At 53.5% G+C, this 15,542-nt stretch carries 15 protein-coding genes; 7 read left to right on the forward strand and 8 right to left on the reverse strand.

All coding sequences use genetic code 11. From position 1 onward, the window contains the following. Nucleotides 1-5 precede the first annotated feature (5 nt). From COO92_RS10170 to COO92_RS10180, 3 genes are all read left to right on the forward strand, one after another. On the forward strand, nucleotides 6-362 hold the full coding sequence (locus COO92_RS10170; RefSeq protein ID WP_101301876.1) for a DUF4170 domain-containing protein: 357 nt from the start codon (nucleotides 6-8) through the stop codon (nucleotides 360-362). A 17-nt stretch (nucleotides 363-379) separates the two neighbouring features. Next, nucleotides 380-1,168 (forward strand): hypothetical protein, encoded by a 789-nt coding sequence (locus tag COO92_RS10175; RefSeq protein WP_101301878.1) that lies wholly within the window; start codon nucleotides 380-382, stop codon nucleotides 1,166-1,168. A 280-nt stretch (nucleotides 1,169-1,448) separates the two neighbouring features. Further along, nucleotides 1,449-3,146, forward strand: a complete 1,698-nt coding sequence (locus tag COO92_RS10180) for a methyl-accepting chemotaxis protein (RefSeq protein WP_101301880.1) — start codon at nucleotides 1,449-1,451, stop codon at nucleotides 3,144-3,146. Between the two features lie 12 nt (nucleotides 3,147-3,158). Here the strand turns inward: COO92_RS10180 and COO92_RS10185 are convergent, their stop codons facing one another. From COO92_RS10185 to ubiA, 3 genes are all read right to left on the reverse strand, one after another. After that, nucleotides 3,159-3,875 carry a class I SAM-dependent methyltransferase gene (locus tag COO92_RS10185; RefSeq protein WP_022734088.1) on the reverse strand — a complete coding sequence of 239 codons (717 nt, stop codon included), beginning with the start codon at nucleotides 3,873-3,875 and terminating at the stop codon, nucleotides 3,159-3,161. An 84-nt stretch (nucleotides 3,876-3,959) separates the two neighbouring features. Next, on the reverse strand, nucleotides 3,960-5,759 hold the full coding sequence (locus COO92_RS10190; RefSeq protein ID WP_101301882.1) for a cation:proton antiporter: 1,800 nt from the start codon (nucleotides 5,757-5,759) through the stop codon (nucleotides 3,960-3,962). Between the two features lie 78 nt (nucleotides 5,760-5,837). Next, complete coding sequence (ubiA, locus tag COO92_RS10195) at nucleotides 5,838-6,791, reverse strand: 4-hydroxybenzoate octaprenyltransferase (protein WP_101301884.1); 954 nt, start codon at nucleotides 6,789-6,791, stop codon at nucleotides 5,838-5,840. A 73-nt stretch (nucleotides 6,792-6,864) separates the two neighbouring features. Here ubiA and COO92_RS10200 point away from each other — a divergent pair, with 73 nt between their 5' ends. The 3 genes from COO92_RS10200 to COO92_RS10210 all read left to right on the forward strand — a co-directional run bounded on the left by COO92_RS10200 (nucleotide 6,865) and on the right by COO92_RS10210 (nucleotide 9,420). Beyond that, on the forward strand, nucleotides 6,865-7,665 hold the full coding sequence (locus COO92_RS10200; protein ID WP_101301886.1) for a 16S rRNA (uracil(1498)-N(3))-methyltransferase: 801 nt from the start codon (nucleotides 6,865-6,867) through the stop codon (nucleotides 7,663-7,665). Nucleotides 7,666-7,676: 11 nt separating this feature from the next. After that, entirely contained in the window at nucleotides 7,677-9,047 is a 1,371-nt protein-coding gene (locus COO92_RS10205) for a glutamate--cysteine ligase (RefSeq protein ID WP_022734084.1), read from the forward strand. Nucleotides 9,048-9,117: 70 nt separating this feature from the next. Then, nucleotides 9,118-9,420 (forward strand): chorismate mutase, encoded by a 303-nt coding sequence (locus tag COO92_RS10210; protein ID WP_101301888.1) that lies wholly within the window; start codon nucleotides 9,118-9,120, stop codon nucleotides 9,418-9,420. Nucleotides 9,421-9,438: 18 nt separating this feature from the next. Here the strand turns inward: COO92_RS10210 and glpD are convergent, their stop codons facing one another. The 5 genes from glpD to phnD all read right to left on the reverse strand — a co-directional run bounded on the left by glpD (nucleotide 9,439) and on the right by phnD (nucleotide 14,383). Next, the gene (gene glpD, locus COO92_RS10215; protein ID WP_101301889.1) at nucleotides 9,439-10,959 is read right to left on the reverse strand and encodes a glycerol-3-phosphate dehydrogenase; all 1,521 of its coding nucleotides are present in this window, start codon (nucleotides 10,957-10,959) and stop codon (nucleotides 9,439-9,441) included. Nucleotide 10,960: 1 nt separating this feature from the next. Further along, on the reverse strand, nucleotides 10,961-11,785 hold the full coding sequence (gene phnE / locus COO92_RS10220) for a phosphonate ABC transporter, permease protein PhnE (RefSeq protein ID WP_022734081.1): 825 nt from the start codon (nucleotides 11,783-11,785) through the stop codon (nucleotides 10,961-10,963). Beyond that, complete coding sequence (phnE, locus tag COO92_RS10225; RefSeq protein ID WP_101301891.1) at nucleotides 11,779-12,585, reverse strand: phosphonate ABC transporter, permease protein PhnE; 807 nt, start codon at nucleotides 12,583-12,585, stop codon at nucleotides 11,779-11,781. The genes phnE (COO92_RS10220) and phnE (COO92_RS10225) overlap by 7 nt, the downstream gene beginning before the upstream one ends. Continuing rightward, on the reverse strand, nucleotides 12,582-13,379 hold the full coding sequence (gene phnC, locus COO92_RS10230; RefSeq protein WP_022734079.1) for a phosphonate ABC transporter ATP-binding protein: 798 nt from the start codon (nucleotides 13,377-13,379) through the stop codon (nucleotides 12,582-12,584). Before phnC ends, phnE (COO92_RS10225) begins: the two co-directional genes overlap by 4 nt. Before the next feature lie 77 nt (nucleotides 13,380-13,456). Beyond that, complete coding sequence (gene phnD / locus COO92_RS10235) at nucleotides 13,457-14,383, reverse strand: phosphate/phosphite/phosphonate ABC transporter substrate-binding protein (protein ID WP_240626398.1); 927 nt, start codon at nucleotides 14,381-14,383, stop codon at nucleotides 13,457-13,459. 276 nt (nucleotides 14,384-14,659) lie between these two features. On the opposite strand from phnD, the gene COO92_RS10240 reads away from it, so the two are divergent. Beyond that, nucleotides 14,660-15,457, forward strand: a complete 798-nt coding sequence (locus COO92_RS10240; protein WP_101301893.1) for a DeoR/GlpR family DNA-binding transcription regulator — start codon at nucleotides 14,660-14,662, stop codon at nucleotides 15,455-15,457. Nucleotides 15,458-15,542: the final 85 nt, after the last annotated feature.

Genomic DNA, 15,542 nt, shown 5'->3' on the forward strand with positions numbered 1-15,542 from the left:
CACAGATGGCCAAATATTGGGTTATCGGGGGCACCTATCAGGATACCGGTTTTGATAAGCCGATTGGCGAAGAAACCAAAGTTGGTCCGTTTGGCAGCTTCGAAGACGCGGAAAAACAGTGGTCTAAAATGGCCTGGCAGTCGGTCGATGACGCAAACTCGCGGTATCGCATCGAACGTTTTGACGAATACTGGGTTGTCGGTGGTGAATATGAAACCACCGAATTTGAAACCCCGGTCGGTGGCGAAGAAGAACGCCATGGTCCGTATAAAACTTTTGAAGATGCCGAAAAGGCATGGTCAAAGCTGGCGTGGCAACATGTCGATAACTGCAATTGCCGTTATCGCGTTGTCGAAGACTAAGCCGGACAGACTTTTGCATGTTTTCGATTTCTGATGCGCATAAAATCACGGATCCCGTGTTGCGTGAACAGATCGAACAGCATCCACGCGCGCAGGAAATCCTGCGCGCGTTTTTGTATCCCTATGACGCGCCAGATTATGATTTCCTGTTTGCGGATGGCACAATCAGGAAGATGGTTGCAGGTGATATAGACCGCTCGACGGCTGGACGGACCCCGGTTCTGGCCGTTGGGTCCAACCGTGCGCCAGTTCAATTGGCCCGCAAATTCGCACCACCCCATCATCATGAAGAACCTGTTCCGGTGACGTTTGGTTGGATGGCCAACCACGATATTGTCTATTCGGCGCATATGGCTGGTTATGGCGCACTTCCGGCAACTTTGGCATCCTCGCCGGGGACGACAGTCAGGGTGGCGGTTACATGGCTAACACCCACGCAGCTTAGTCATATGCACAGCACGGAATCAGTGCCCGATCATTACCAATACTGTCAGCTCGACGGCATAAACATCACACTTGATTGCGGGCTGAAGACAGGCCGGGTTGGCAGTTACCAGTCTGTTGCCGGACACGTATTTGATCACGGCGATACCTTTGCACTTGTCGATATTCCCGTGCGAAATCGACGTTTTGCCGCGCGCAGCCAATGGGAAATGTTCTGCCAGATCGTAAAACGCGCCGGGTATGCACCGCATCCAACATTCGTTTTACAGTTGATTGACGATGCAGAATTGCGACGAAAACTGGTGGGGCGCTATTTAAAAACGGACAATCCGACACCACGTAGAACTAGTGTTCCGAAATAGCGTTTCATTTTGATCAGTTTCTGTGAACATCTATTATGCAACTAAAGATTGCGTTGCTGGATTTTGACGGCAATAGATAAATTCCTGGCAACATAACGCTGGTACACAAACAGATTAACCGACTGATAAGGTGGAACGATCTGGGATGATTGGGTAAAGTGTGCCTAACATCCGAACAAACGATGCTTCTGGGGGGAAGTACTGGGGATGCCGTTTCCTGCAACTGGAAATGCGCGTATCAAGGCTAAGGTGGGCCTTGTTGATATAGAGGGAGAAGATGATGTTTGGTGCACGAAACGATGATGGGCACATCATCGACGCGATCAAGCTGTCGCAGGGCACAATCGAGTTCACGATGGATGGCAAGATCCTCACCGCGAACAAAAACTTTCTGTCACTGCTTGGATATGAGCTTGAAGAGGTTAAAGGCAAACATCACAGCATGTTTGTTGATCCGGAATATGCAAAAAGCCCCGAATACAGAGAATTCTGGGAAAGACTTGCCGCCGGGGAGTTTTTCACAGCTGAGTTCCATCGTTTTGGCAAAGGTGGCAAGGATGTGTGGATTCAGGCGACCTATTGCCCGGTTCTCAACAAACATGGCAAGCCCTACAAAGTTTTCAAAGTCGCCAGCGATGTAACTGATCAGAAACGCCAAAAGGCCGACTATGCTGGCCAGATTGAGGCGATCGGAAAGTCACAAGCTGTCATTGAATTTGACATGGACGGAAAGATCCTGACGGCCAATCAGAATTTCCTTGATGTAATGGGCTATACGCTTGCGGAAGTGCAGGGCAAGCATCACCAGATTTTTGTCGATCCGGCGTACGCAAAAAGTCCGGAATACAAGAAATTCTGGGAAACGCTTCGGTCTGGAAAATACATGTCCGCCGAGTATCAGCGATTTGGCAAGGGCGGCAAGGAAGTCTGGATTCAAGCCAGTTATAATCCGATCCTTGATATGAATGGTCGACCGTTCAAAGTCGTCAAATACGCAACTGACGTTACGGTCGAAAAGCTGCGTGCGGCGGATTATGAAGGCCAGATAGATGCCATTGGAAAGTCCCAAGCCGTAATTTCGTTCGAGTTGGACGGGACGATTATTGATGCCAATGACAATTTCCTGAACGCAATGGGATACACGCTGGCTGAGTTGAAAGGCCGAAATCACAGCATGTGCGTTGATCCCGAATATGTCAAAACTGATGCATATAAAGCTTTCTGGGCGGCGCTAAGACGGGGCGAGTATCAGTCTGGTGAGTTCAAACGCATGGGCAAGGGCGGCAAGGAAGTCTGGATCAGCGCCAGCTACAACCCGGTTTTTGACATGAACGGGCGACCGTTCAAAGTTGTTAAATATGCCTCCGATGTTACCAAGCAGGTCATGACCCGCACAACCGCGGAAGAACTCGCCGAAGGATCAAGTGCCAGTGCCGAGGCGGTTGCCAGTGCATCCGAGGAAATGCTGGCGGCCATCCAGGAAATCAGTGAAAGCATGCACCGGTCCCAGATCGCGGTGAATGATATCGTTGCCAAATCTGAAATGGCCGATGGCATTCGCACGGAACTTGAAAGCACGTCGGAGTCAATGTCCGGGGTGGTCCAGATCATTCGCGATCTGGCCGAGCAGGTAAACCTTTTGGCGCTTAACGCCACGATTGAGGCCGCACGCGCAGGCGATGCGGGCAAGGGCTTTGCCGTTGTCGCAGGCGAGGTCAAAAATCTTGCGACCCAAACAGCCAAGGCAACCGACCAGATTGAGGTGCAAATCAACTCGATGCTGAGCATTACCAAGCGGGTGGTTGATTCAACACGGGAAATTTCGGAATCGGCTGGATCGGTAAGTGATTATGTCAACACGGTTGCGTCTGCTGTCGAAGAACAGACAAGTGTTACCCACGACATTTCCAAAAACATTCAGTTCGTGTTTAACGGCATTAACGAGCTCAACAGCTGTGTGAAGAGCATTGCGAGCTAACGCGATCAGCGATTAAACAGAATTTCCCCGATCTGGCAGTAACTGCCAGATTCGGGTGAATTTTGTATCGGTGTCCTCGACGGCGACATCGACTGGGACCTCATAGGTTTCCAGCTCGTCAATGTTATGGGTCGGGGCATAAGTCCGCCCCGGATCGGCCAGAATAACCCGCGTGCCAAGGCGGGCTTCCGCCATCAGCCATTGCAGAACGGCATTTGCCATGTCCTGCTGATAACAAACGTCGCCGGCAAAAATCACATCCCAGCGTTTTTCCGGCGCACTGGTGCCGACAAGGTTATCGGTCGTGGTCGGGAAGGCAACGCCGTTGTGCTTGGCATTCAGACGCGTTGCAGTGATGGCCACAGGATCAATGTCATTGGCCAAAATTTCGCCTGCCTCGGCCATGACGCATGCAATGGCCTGCATGCCACCACCACAGGCAAAATCAAGAACCCGCTTACCGCTGACCATTTCGGGATGATCAAGGATGTAGCGCGTGATGGCCTGCCCACCCGGCCATGCAAAGGCCCAATAGGGGGGCGGGATATCAAGCACGCCCAGCATATCCTCGGTCGCCTGCCAAAGCGGGGTGATGTGGGTCGCCAGATGCATCTCGATTTCCGGTGCAAGCGGTACGCGCGCAGGCACGGTAAAGGTTTCGATCAGATCGGCAAATTGCGGATCGTCGACGTCGGGTACCAAGGCATCGGCAAAGACGTTTTCGCTCATGGTTTGGGTGCTCTGGGCTTTGGTGCTTTGGCTATGATCATGTGCCGGGAGTATCGGCTTTGACCCTGTGGAGCAAGCGGTTCTTTACGCCGTGCTATCTGTTTCACCATTGCCCAGATATAAAATCACATCACGTGCCTTGGCCTTGGGGATGTCTGTGCCGATAAAAAGCTGATTGCCGCGCACGAGTGCCAATACCGGCGGTGCCTGTTCATGATGCCCCAGAAAATCGTCCCAGCCAAAACTGTCGGTCAGTCGGGTTTGTCGGATGCTGGCCCCATTGCGATAGGCATTGCGAATGTCATCAGTGGTCAGTGGATCGGAACAAAATGGCAGGCCACCCAGTGTTTGACTAGCACTGTGGCGACTGCGATCTTCGGGCGCGCGATGAATGCCGGTCTGAAAGACCGACCGGCGCCCGAATTCCGGGGCAAAGTCGGTGCAGACAAGCGTGTTGTATGCATCGTTATCTGTGGTGGCGATCAGCTTGCCCAAGGCGGATGTATCAAGGTGATGCTCAAACACTTCGGACAGGACTTCACCGTAAAACGTGGTCAACCCGGCCTCGCGGGCCGTGCGCAGGCTGTGCCAGCGTGAATCGGTAATCACCACCGGGATGTCGAGTTCATCCAGACGGGTGGCGAGATCAATGGTCCAGCGGTGTGCACCGACAATCAACACACCGGGCGGCCCATTGACCGCAAGATCAAGGTATCGCGCCATCGGGCGAATTGAAAAGCCGTGCAACACAACCGTGGAAAACACCATGGCAAAGGCAAGCGGGATCAAAAGCGCGCCATCGGCATATCCCAGTTCAACAAGCTCGGTACCAAACAGGCCGCAGATGGCGACGGCGACAATCCCGCGCGGGGCAATCCAGCCCACCAGAATGCGTTCGCGCCAGTTTATTTTGGAAAAGGACAATGCGCCGATGATTGAGACAGGCCGAACAACAAACAGCATCGCTGCGACAAAAAGCCCATGCCCCCATGTGAGTTCTTCAACCATCGACCATTCCAATGTCGCGGTCAGAATGATGAAGACACTTGAAACCAGAATGACGGTCAGGGTTTCCTTAAACCGGCGGATTTCATCAATCGCCATCAAATGTGCATTGCCAATGACAAGTCCCAATACGGTGACCGCCAAAAGTCCGGTTTCTTCCTGAACAATATTGGCCCCGGCAAAGCAGGTCAGAAGGACACCCAGAACCAGCGGCGCCTTAAGGAATTCAGGTATCCAGCCCCGACGAAACACCTGCACGGTGCAAAGCCCGGCGACCAGACCAATTGCAATGGCAATCAGGATGTTAAAGGCCAGATGCCCAATCGCGGCACTCAGGCCGTTTCCCCGCTGGCTGGCGACAATGATTTCATAGGCCAGAACGGCAAACAGCGCGCCAATCGGGTCATTAACAATGCCTTCCCATTTCAAAAGCGTACTGGGATGTTTGGCCATACGCGCGTGGCGCAATAGTGGCGCGATCACGGTTGGACCCGTGACAATCATGATCCCGCCAAACAGGGCGGCTACCGGCCATGACAAATCGGCCAGATAGTGGGCTGCAAACGCACCAAGAAGCCACGCCAAAAGCGGGGCGATGGTGGTGAGGCGCAAGATGCCGCTCACACTGTGGCGGAGTTCGCGAAAATCGAGTGCCAGACCGCCTTCAAACAGGATGACAGCCACCGCAACCGCAACAAGGGGCTGTAACAGCGCGCCAAAATCGGTCACCGGATCCAGCAACCCGGTCCCCGGACCAAGAATCAGTCCGAGGGCCGAAAGCAACACGATGGCGGGCACGCCAGCACGCCACGCCATCCATTGGGCGCCAACCCCCGCAAGGATCAATCCGGCAATCATCAAGGCCAGCGGTGCAGTCATAAACACGCCCTTATAAACAAAATGATATCAGACAGATGGTGTGCTGATTTCAAAAACCCAGCCCCACCGCGTTGGATATCAGGCAATGGCAATCAGGTGCGAAATCACGATTGCGCCGAGAACCAGCAAACCGTAATCGCGGTTGGATTTAAATCGTTTCAGGCAGTTTGCCGCATCATCAAGTTTCACCGTCGCGACCTGCCAGCCAAGATGAATGCCTGCAAGGCCCAGAAGGACGAAATACGACCAGTGCAGATCGGCCAGCATCCCGGCAACGCCAAGCAAAAGCGTGGTCATGGTATAAAACCCCTTGGCCCATTTCGGGGTTGCATCCCCCAGACGCAGGGCCAGTGATTTCAAACCGATTTTTTCATCATCGTCCTTGTCCTGATGGGCATAAATCGTGTCATAGCCCAGCGTCCAGAAGAACCCGGCGGCGTACATTGCAATGGCGGCGGGTTCCACCGTTCCGGTTACCGCCGTCCACCCGACCAAGGCACCCCAGTTAAACGCCAGACCAAGGCAGGCCTGCGGCCAATAGGTGACGCGTTTCATAAACGGATAGGTGATGATGATCGGTAAGGAACAAACGCCGACAATGATCGCCTCAATACGGAACTGCACCAGAATGGCGAGGCCCAGCAACAAGATGACACCAAGGAATAGTAACGCCTGCCAGACTTTTACCTGACCACTGGGAAGCGGGCGCGTGGTGGTGCGTTCGACCTTGCCATCAAAATTACGGTCCGCCAGATCATTGATCACGCACCCAGCCCCGCGCATGATCAGGGCACCAACCCCAAACAGTGCCATCATGATGACAATCTGCTTTGCGGTGATGTCGGCGGTTATGCCGCCCGCCATGGCGGTTGACCACCAGCAGGGCAACAGCAAAAGCCACGTGCCAATCGGCCGGTCAAGGCGCAGCAATTTCAGATAGGGGCGTGCGGGGGCTGGTACAAAACGGTCAATCCAGCCGTCTTGGGGCATGTCGTTTTTGCCAGTCTGTATTGGTTGGTTGACCTGTGTCATAATCGACCTATGTAACGCCTAACGAATTCGAACCCGGCCATTTATCGGCTTTGGGCTATGTTTGAGGATATCCATGACAGCAGACGCCACCCGTGCGCGCCAACGCCTTTTCGTCTCTGATCCTATCACGCCGGGATGCGAGATCGAACTTTCCTCTGAACAGTCTCATTACCTTGAACATGTGATGCGGCTCAAGCCCGGAACGCCGGTAAAGATATTTAATGGTCTTGATGGCGAATGGTTGGCAACCATTAACGAACTTCGCAAAAAGAAGGGAAGTGTTGCCGTTGAAAGTCAATTGCGTGCACAAGGGACCGAAGTTGGGCCGACACTTGTCTTTGCCCCGATCAAAAAGCAGCGGCTTGATTTCCTGATCGAAAAGGCCGTCGAGATGGGAGTCGGACGGTTACAACCCGTCATTACCCAGCACGGCATTACCGACAAAGTCCGCCTTGATCGCTTGCAGGCACAGGTGATTGAAGCGGCCGAGCAGTGCGAACGCCTGACGGTGCCAGAAATATTTAAACCAGTGCGTCTTCTCGATTGGGTGGCAAATTGCCCGGAAAACCACCATTTGCTGTTCTGTGACGAAACGGGATCCGGGTCACCAATTGGTGAAGTGCTAAGTCAGCTATTGGCAAAGGGCGCTGGCTCGGCTATCGACAATGTCAATGTTATTAACCATGCACTCGTGATTGGACCTGAAGGCGGCTTTAGCGCCGACGAACTTGAACGTATCCGCAAACAGTCTTTTGCCACACCTGTCAGTCTCGGTCCGCGAATCCTGCGTGCTGAAACGGCGGCAATTGCTGCTTTAACGGTGTTTCAGGATCGCCTCGGCGATTGGTCTAACCAACCGGTCACGAGAGATTAGGGGAAGCCCTTATGACTGTCAGCGCCTCCACTGGTGATAGTCCGGCTATTGAAAGCCGGCGCCAGCTTGTCGAATGGTTCGAGTCCGGCTCTACGCCAAAAAGTGACTGGGCCATCGGTACCGAACACGAAAAATTCGCCTTTACCCGCGATGATCTTCGCCCGATCCCCTACGAAGGGGAACGCGGTGTTAAAACCCTTCTTACCGAACTTGCCCGAAGATTTGACTGGGAACCGGTCATTGAAAACGGCAATGTGATTGCCCTTACCAAAGACAAATGTTCTGTATCTCTCGAACCGGGCGGTCAGATTGAATTGTCGGGTGCTCCACTTAAAAACATTCACCAGACCTGTGGTGAAGTTCATACCCATCTTCATGAAGTGCGCGAAATTTGCGATGGTCTTGGCATCGATATGCTTGGTGTCGGGCATAATCCGAAATGGGCGCGTGAGGATATCCCGTGGATGCCCAAGGGGCGCTACGCGATCATGGGCGAATATATGCCAAAGGTCGGTAATCTCGGCCTTGATATGATGCTGCGGACCTCGACCATTCAGGTCAATCTGGACTACGCGTCCGAGGCCGACATGGTCAAAAAATTCAGAACGTCTTTGGCTTTGCAGCCAGTTGCCACGGCCTTATTTGCCGCGTCCCCGTTTGTTGATGGCAAACCAAGTGGTTTTCTGTCTGCACGGTCGAACGTCTGGACCGATACCGACCCGGATCGATGCGGCATGTTGCCGTTTGTGTTTGAAGACGGTTTTGGCTTTGAACGCTATGTCGATTACATGCTTGATGTGCCGATGTATTTTGTCTACCGCGATGGCAAATACATCAATGCGGCGGGCAAATCGTTCCGTGATTTCATGGATGGCAAACTTGATGTTTTGCCTGGTGAACGCCCGACCATGAATGACTGGTCAGATCATATGACCACAGCCTTCCCGGAAGTGCGTCTTAAGAAGTTTCTTGAGATGCGTGGGGCGGATGGCGGCCCGTGGAAGCGCATTTGTGCGTTGCCGGCCTTCTGGGTTGGCTTGCTTTATGATGATGCGGCACTGGACGCGGCATGGAATTTGGTCAGTGACCTGAGCACCTCCGAGCGCGAAGCATTGCGTAACGATGTGCCGCGCACGGCCCTTGCCACCAAGTTCAAAAACGGCACGGTTCAGGACCTGTCCAAAGAAGTTCTGGCAATCGCCAAGCAAGGCTTGAAAAACCGTGGTCGCATGGATGGCTACGGCGATGATGAAAGCCACTTCCTTGACAGCCTTGAAGACGTCGCTGAAAGCGGTCGGACCTTGGCTGAAGAATTTTTGGATAAATATGAAACTGAATGGAACGGATCGGTCGATCCGCTGTTCAAGGAATATGCTTACTAAGGCAACGGATCAGGCGGTGAGAAATCACCGCCTTTTTTGTCATGAAAACACATCAGGAAACCTTGCTGCCATGTCTGCCAAAGCCAATCACTGCGAAACCATGTCTGACGTTCGTGAAAATGTGGATCGTGTTGATCGATTGTTGGTCGCATTGATGGCCGAACGGTTGAACTATATCGAACAGGCCGCACGGATTAAGCCATCCCGCGATGCGGTCCGTGATGAAGACCGCATCGAGGATGTGATTGCCAAGGTAAAGGCACAGTGTCGCATTGATGGTTTTGACGAAGACATGGCTGAACGCATGTGGCGCGCAATGATGGAAGATTTCATTGCCCATGAATTCATCAAATGGGATGACCTGCGCGATTAAGTTTCGTGTTCCTTGGGGTTATTGTGCAGCCTGACCAAGTCGGGCTTGGGTGGCAAACCAGTGGGTAACTGCGTCGACCTGATCAGACTGCATCCCGAGGCCAAGCTTGGTCCGGCGCCACAAAACATCGTCTGTGGTGGTGGCCCATTCATTGGCAATCAGGTAGAGCAACTCACATTCATACAGATTTGGCGCAACCTCTTGTCCTAATTGTGAAATTTCAGAGGCATCGCCAATAATCTTGTAAAGGGCCGTGCCATAGCATCGGGCCAGACGGTGCAAAAGCGCATCTGGTACCCAGTCAAGCCTCGCCTTGGCGGTGGCAAGGAAACGATCAAAATCGCCATCCTCCATATCCCCGCCCGGAAGGATGGCTGAGGCTGTCCAGTCTGGTGCAGTGTTGCCCAGAACCGGGCCAAGCTTTTGCATCGCGTGTTCGGCAAGCCTGCGATAGGTGGTTATTTTACCGCCATAGATCGACAGGATTGCCGGGGCGTTTTCGGTGTCTCCGGTATCAAGATCAAACACATAATCGCGGGTCACGGCGGATGCATTGGCGTTCTTGTCATCATAAAGCGGACGCACACCAGCATAGTCCCAAACGATTTCATCGCGTGTGACGGGTTTGGCGAGATACCCATTGACCAGTTCAAGCAGGTAGTCGATTTCATCGCTGCTGATTTTGACTTTGGCCGGATCACCGTCATAGGGAATGTCGGTGGTGCCGATCAGGGTGTATTCGCGCTGATAGGGGATGGCAAAGGCAATCCGTCCATCGCCGTTCTGGAAGATATAGCAATGATCATGGTCGTGAATGCGCGGGACAATGATGTGGCTGCCCTTGACCAGACGCAGGCCAGCGGCCTTATCCCCAAGTCCGGCATTCTGCACCATTTCGGTTACCCATGGACCGGCGGCATTGACCACCGAACGGGCCCGCACCACTTGCGTTGAGCCATCGTCTTGCGACAGTTGGGCGTTCCAGTGATCCGCATGACGGACCAGACTTTTGCACTGTGTTCGGGTGCGAATTTCAGCGCCATGTGCCTGTGCGTCCTGCGCATTAAGCACAACAAGACGTGCATCATCGACCCAGCAGTCGGAATAGGAAAAGCCGCTGCCAAATGTTGCCTTTAACGGATCACCTTCGGGCGTCCCGTTAAGTGATACGGAACGCGATCCGGGCAGGCGTTTACGCCGTGCCAGATGGTCGTACAAAAACAGACCGGCACGCAGCATCCATTTCGGACGCAAACCTTTATGGTGCGGCAAGACAAAGGTCAGGGGCCAGATGATATGCGGGGCTGCGGACAACAGAACTTCACGTTCCTGAAGGGCTTCGCGCACCAACCGGAATTCGTAATGTTCAAGATATCTAAGGCCGCCATGGATAAGTTTGGTCGAGGAGGAAGACGTGGCCGAGGCAAGGTCGCGCTGTTCGACCAAAAGAACAGACAGTCCGCGACCGGCGGCATCACGGGCAATACCAGCCCCATTGATGCCGCCGCCTACGACCAGAAGGTCGTACGTTCTTGTCACGTTAGATCACCTTCTTACGCAGGTAAGCCGAGATCGCCTCGCCAATGATGACAAGGCCGATAATCGCCAGAAGGATCGTCGCAACGGTTTGCCAGGCAAAAGTATCAATCGCACCCTGAAGGATGATGCCGATACCACCGGCCCCGACAAGACCGAGAACCGTGCTTTCGCGAAGGTTGATGTCCCACCGCAGGATCGATACGGCAAAGAAGGTCGGCATGACTTGCGGAATTACCCCGTAAATCAGGATTTTGAACCGCGATGCACCAACTGCCTCAAGGGCCTCGATCGGGGCACGGTCAATTTCCTCAATCGCCTCGCCAAGCAACTTGCCAAGGAAGCCAAGCGATCTGAACACGATGGCCAGAATACCCGCCAGAACACCCGGGCCGAATACCGCGACAAACAGCAATGCCCAGATAATGGTGTTGACCGAGCGTGACGACACCAGAATGAACCGGCCAAGCCACAGGGTATAGCGGTTTGGCGTTGTGTTTTGGGCCGAAATCAGCGCAATCGGCAAGGATAGGAAAACGGCAAAGAATGTCGCGATGGTCGCGATATTGATCGTTTCCAAAAGCGTCCATGCGATGTCTTTCCAGCCCTCAAGCGAAGGCGGGAACATACGACCAAACAGATCTCCCATCTGTTGCGGGGCATCCCACAACCATGGCCAGATGACATTGATCGTCGATAGTGACCAGACAACCGCAAGTGCGACAAGCCCCATCGCCCCAAAACGCTGCCAGCGTTGTTTGGAGGTATAGCGCGCCCATTCGCGATGCGCGATGGCGTCAGGGCCGGAATTTTGTGTGGTGGCTACCATAGGTTCCTCCTGATCCGGCCGCTGATGGCTTCACTGACAAGGATAACGGCAATGATGCACAGCGTAATCGCCAGCGCGAAGTCATAGTCATAGCGTCCAAACGCATTGAGCAGGGTCGATCCGATACCACCGGCACCGACGATTCCAACAATGGCGGATGCACGCAGGTTGCTATCAAGCTGATAGATCGAAAGACCAATCTGACGCGGCATGATTTGCGGAATCACGGCATAGAGCATGGTGACGAACGTGCCACCCCCGGCTGCTTTGATAGCTTCGACCTGACCCCAATCGATTTCCTCAATCCGTTCGGCCAACATTTTGGCCACGAACCCGATGGAATAGATGGTCAGGGTCAAGATGCCAGCCAGCGGACCAAAACCAACTGCCTTCACAAACAGGATGGCAACGATCACCGGATGGAAGGAACGGGCGACGATGATCACGCCGCGCCCGATGGTGTAAAGCCATTTGGGCGCAACGTTTGAGGCCGATGCAAAGGCAATCGGAATGCTAAGAGCCAGACCAAGCAAGGTCGAGACAATCGCAATCTTGATGCTTTCCATAAAGCCGTCAAACAGCAATTCACCGCGCAGGAAGCTGGGGGGGAAGGCCCCCTTAAAGATACGTATGGCGCGCGGGATGCCTTGCTGAATACGTTCCCAGTCGAATGGCAGGGTCGTGATCGCCCACCAGACATAGGCCGCAATCCCAATGATCAGCGCCCAACGGATCGCCGGATTGGCGATGAAGGGAGGCTTTTTCCAGGTGCGACCCGTTTTTTCAACGGTCGTATTCATTTTGCCGCAACCTCACGCAAATGAGTGCTGCTTTCGGCGCCGCCGCGTTCTTCAGCCGGAACACCGGCATAGATTTCATCCATGGCGTCGTTGCTCAGATCGACAGGTTCACCGTCAAAGATGATACGACCAAACCGCATGCCAACGATACGCTGGGTATATTCCTTGGCTTCGTTAACGTTGTGGATGTTGATCAGAACCGGCAGCTGCAGCTCGGATGCGAGTGCGCGCAACAGTTCCATGATCTGACGCGATGTTTTCGGATCAAGCGATGCGGTCGGCTCGTCGGCCAGCAGAATTTCCGGTTCCTGCATCAGGGCGCGCACAACACCAACACGTTGGCGTTCACCACCGGAAAGTTCACTCGCACGTTTATTGGCATAATGGGCAATACCGACACGTTCCATCAGATGGAAAGCGCGGTCGATGTCTTCTTGCGGATATTTGCGGCTGACAGCGCGCCATGCCGGAAGGTAACCGAGACGGCCAGATTGGACGTTTTCCATGACCGTCAGGCGTTCAATCAGATTAAAGCCCTGAAACACCATACCAATGCGGCGACGCGCGAGGCGCAGCGATTTGCCTTCCAGCTTGGTCAGTTCTGTGCCGTTCAATTCGATGGAGCCTGAAGATGGCTCAACAAGGCGGTTAATACAGCGCAACAAGGTACTTTTACCAGCGCCAGACGCGCCGATGATTGAAACGACACTTTCGCCCGGCACTTCAAGGTTCAGGTTTTTCAACACTGCCTTTTCGTCGCCATAGCGTTTTACGAGTTCTTTGATACGCAGCATTGCGTTACCCCGGATATAAATGGGCCATTGCAGGGCCCGAAATCATCAGGCCCTGCTGTGGTGTGCGATGGTGTGAATTATTTCAGGTTGTCAGGGGTGTATTTAACACCGTTGGCAGCCTGAATTTCGCGAATAACCGCCCAGTCATCCTGATAGGTGATCGGCAGGAATTTCGAGACACCTTTGAACTCTTCGCCAAGGGCAGTGCCCTTCATGTCGAAGGTAAAGAAGGCTTCTTTGATTTTCTCGACCAGTTCAGGCTTCAGATTGTGGGCATAGTTGAACGAGGTGGTCGGGAAGGGCTTGCTCTCGTAGATGATTTTGACTTCTTTGGGATCATAAAGATCACGCTGCGCCATACGTTCAACCACCTCGGATGCGACCGGGGCTGCGTCATAGTCGCCGGCAACAACGCCAAGGATCGACTGGTCGTGCGAACCGGAATAGACAACTTCGTAATCCTGTTCAGGAACGATGCCCTGACCCGGAAGAAGTGCACGCGGAGCAAGGTTGCCCGAGTTCGAGGTCGGTGAGGTGTGCGCAACGCGCTTGCCCTTAAGGTCGGCAACCGTGTCAATGCCGCTGTCGGTGCGGGTATAAAGCTGAAGCGTATAACCAAAACGACCATCATCCGCACCCATCAGGGCAAATGGAACCGCACCGGCAAGGTTCACCGCAAACGGGGTCGGCCCGGTCGAGAAGCCGGCAACATGCAGGCGGCCTGAACGCATGGCTTCAACTTCGGCAGAGTTCGACTGAACTGCAAAGAAGTGAACGTCTTTGCCAGTGACTTTTTCGAGATGTTCAAGGAACGGATTCCAGATGTCTGCATAAACCGCTGGGTCTTCGACCGGGGTATAGGCAAAGACGAGGGTATCGGGATCAACCAGCTGATCCGCAGCCGGTGCATCTGCAACCAGATCGCCATCCATATCGCAATAGATCTGATCAAGATCGCCACGCGCAATGCAATCGTCCGCCGCATGAGCCGGAGCGGATGCCATGCCAACCATACCGATTGCTGCGAACAAGGTGGTGAGCTTCAATGTGTCTGTTTTTTTCGAATGTGAAAACACGATGTTGTGACCTTTCTTCCCTATGAAAGCCGGGTTTTCCCAGCGATTTTGTGGTTTTGTGGTTTTGGTATTGTTGCTTTTCCCAACATTATGAATTTGAAAAAGTTTGGAAATCAACACAAAACTGTAACAAAAGGTTTCCATCAATATTGCTAAAGTGCTCTTTAAGTCAGGTAAAACGCCAGTATTGGGGGAGGAATTGCTTTGCGAATTGGAAAAAAACAACGCCAGCAGAGCATTCTGCAGGAACTCAAGCTCCATCCGCATGTGAGAGTTGCCACATTGGCGGAGCGATTCGACGTTGCGACCGAAACCATTCGCCGTGATCTTGATGCGCTCAGCGAAGATGGCTTGATCAAGCGCGAGTTCGGCGGGGCATCGGCGCAGCCCATGGGACATCAGCCTGACCTGATCGAACGTCAATCAACCGCAGTGGCCGGACTGGACCGTATTGGTATGCTTGCGGCCAATCTGGTGCGCCCGGGTGATGTTGTGATGATTGATGCCGGATCAACAGTGGCCCAGTTGGCACCGTATCTTGCAGTGAATGGCGGGACGCAGGCGCGTACGTTTATCACCAACTGTTATGTGGTGGTTCATGGCATGGGCGATATGCCCGACCGTGATGATGTGGTGATGTGTCCGGGCGTTTTTGATGTTCGCGAAAATGCCGTGTACGGAAGTGACACCATTGATTTCCTGCGCCGGTTTCACGCCAATATCGCCTTTATCGGTGCGTCGGGTGTCTCTTGGCCGGGCTTTAGTGATGTAAACCGGCGTGCGGTTGCGGTCAAACGTTCGATGATGGAACGGTCTGACGAAACCTGGTTGATGGTGGATCACACCAAATTTGATCAGCGTTATCTTGAAAATGTCGCCCCGATTGAGGCCCTGACCGGGATCATCACGGATCTGGTGCCGTCGCAGAAAACCATCTCGCAGCTTCAGCGCGCAGGCATCAAGCTTGTGACGTGGCAAGACGCCCAAACGAAGATCGCCTGACATTTTAAGAATTGGTCTCAATCGGATTTGCGTTACGGCAGGTTCCAGACCATATTCCCAAAATGGCAGTACCGAGAGGATTGCC

The sequence above is a fragment of the Thalassospira lohafexi genome, from assembly GCF_002844275.1.
In the GTDB taxonomy this organism is placed as follows: domain Bacteria; phylum Pseudomonadota; class Alphaproteobacteria; order Rhodospirillales; family Thalassospiraceae; genus Thalassospira; species Thalassospira lohafexi.

What these genes read in the sequence shown, in the direction of transcription:
- COO92_RS10180 (WP_101301880.1), top strand. Translation starts at nt 1,449, where the DNA reads ATGTTTGGTGCACGAAACGATGATGGGCACATCATCGACGCGATCAAG.
- COO92_RS10170 (WP_101301876.1), top strand. Translation starts at nt 6, where the DNA reads ATGGCCAAATATTGGGTTATCGGGGGCACCTATCAGGATACCGGTTTT.
- phnC (WP_022734079.1), bottom strand. Translation starts at nt 13,379, where the DNA reads ATGCTGCGTATCAAAGAACTCGTAAAACGCTATGGCGACGAAAAGGCA.
- COO92_RS10210 (WP_101301888.1), top strand. Translation starts at nt 9,118, where the DNA reads ATGTCTGCCAAAGCCAATCACTGCGAAACCATGTCTGACGTTCGTGAA.
- COO92_RS10190 (WP_101301882.1), bottom strand. Translation starts at nt 5,759, where the DNA reads ATGACTGCACCGCTGGCCTTGATGATTGCCGGATTGATCCTTGCGGGG.
- COO92_RS10175 (WP_101301878.1), top strand. Translation starts at nt 380, where the DNA reads ATGTTTTCGATTTCTGATGCGCATAAAATCACGGATCCCGTGTTGCGT.
- COO92_RS10185 (WP_022734088.1), bottom strand. Translation starts at nt 3,875, where the DNA reads ATGAGCGAAAACGTCTTTGCCGATGCCTTGGTACCCGACGTCGACGAT.
- phnE (WP_101301891.1), bottom strand. Translation starts at nt 12,585, where the DNA reads ATGAATACGACCGTTGAAAAAACGGGTCGCACCTGGAAAAAGCCTCCC.
- ubiA (WP_101301884.1), bottom strand. Translation starts at nt 6,791, where the DNA reads ATGACACAGGTCAACCAACCAATACAGACTGGCAAAAACGACATGCCC.
- phnD (WP_240626398.1), bottom strand. Translation starts at nt 14,383, where the DNA reads ATGGCATCCGCTCCGGCTCATGCGGCGGACGATTGCATTGCGCGTGGC.
- phnE (WP_022734081.1), bottom strand. Translation starts at nt 11,785, where the DNA reads ATGGTAGCCACCACACAAAATTCCGGCCCTGACGCCATCGCGCATCGC.
- COO92_RS10200 (WP_101301886.1), top strand. Translation starts at nt 6,865, where the DNA reads ATGACAGCAGACGCCACCCGTGCGCGCCAACGCCTTTTCGTCTCTGAT.
- COO92_RS10205 (WP_022734084.1), top strand. Translation starts at nt 7,677, where the DNA reads ATGACTGTCAGCGCCTCCACTGGTGATAGTCCGGCTATTGAAAGCCGG.